The following is an 860-nucleotide window of genomic DNA, read 5'->3' as shown; positions in this document are numbered from 1 at the left end:
TTTTTGGCAAATAAGGTACTGTAGTTCCGTTAGCGGATTAGCCCCCTAAGTTTGGACACATCCTCACATAAACTTAGGGGATCACATCAAAGCGCAATTTTTTGTTCAGGAACTTGACCTAGTGCAGCCAGCTTCGCATATTCTTTCGGTGGCAAGTCATGCAGACTGCCATGTATGCGTTCAGTGTTATAAAAATGAATAAATCGGTCTACTTCGGCAAAGGCCTCTTCATACGTTTCAAAACAATTCCACCGAAAACATTCCATCTCCAAGATACTGTGAAAGGCCTCAATATGAGCGTTCTTGTTCGGCGTCTTGTTGGGAATCCGCTCATGTTCAAGAAGTTGTTTGTTCAGATCGCAAAACTCGTAAAACTTCTTGCTTTTGAACTGCGGTCCGTTATCCGTTCGAATCACCAGCTTCTTGTTCGGATCTCGCTCCTGTACATGCTCCCCGCGCTTTAAGAGGGCTCTACGGAGTGTTTTTACGACATGTTCAGCGGTGCAGGACTTTCCTCGATGATGCGCAATGATCTGGCGGTCGAATACATCAATAACGCTCGCTACAAAAAAATGCTCTCGTTTACCGGCCACGTAACCGTATTTCACGTCCATTTCCCACAGTTGGTTCGGGCCGGTAACGACTCGGTTTCGTGCGATGCGCCGAGGGGCGTTGTTTCGAATCACACGTTGCGGTAACAACACGCCCAACTCTTTGCACAAACGGTAGATTTTCTTCTTGCTGATGATCAGACGATATTTCCGACGCACCAGTACCGTGAGTTTACGATAACCGCAGGCCGCATGCTTACCGTTAAGCAGCCTGCGCAAATATCCTTTAATTCGACTGTCAGATACCTT

General features: G+C 46.9%; 1 protein-coding gene. It reads right to left on the bottom strand.

Features of this window, described 5'->3' with window-relative positions:
- Nucleotides 1–86 precede the first annotated feature (86 nt).
- Nucleotides 87–860: IS3 family transposase (locus PRECH8_RS14250; protein WP_200967754.1), on the bottom strand; the 774-nt coding region annotated here is incomplete at its 5' end.

The organism is Insulibacter thermoxylanivorax (genome assembly GCF_015472005.1).
GTDB lineage: Bacteria > Bacillota > Bacilli > Paenibacillales > DA-C8 > Insulibacter > Insulibacter thermoxylanivorax.
The sequence above is the reverse complement of the archived record's forward strand: the minus strand, read 5'-3'. Positions and strand labels throughout refer to the sequence as shown.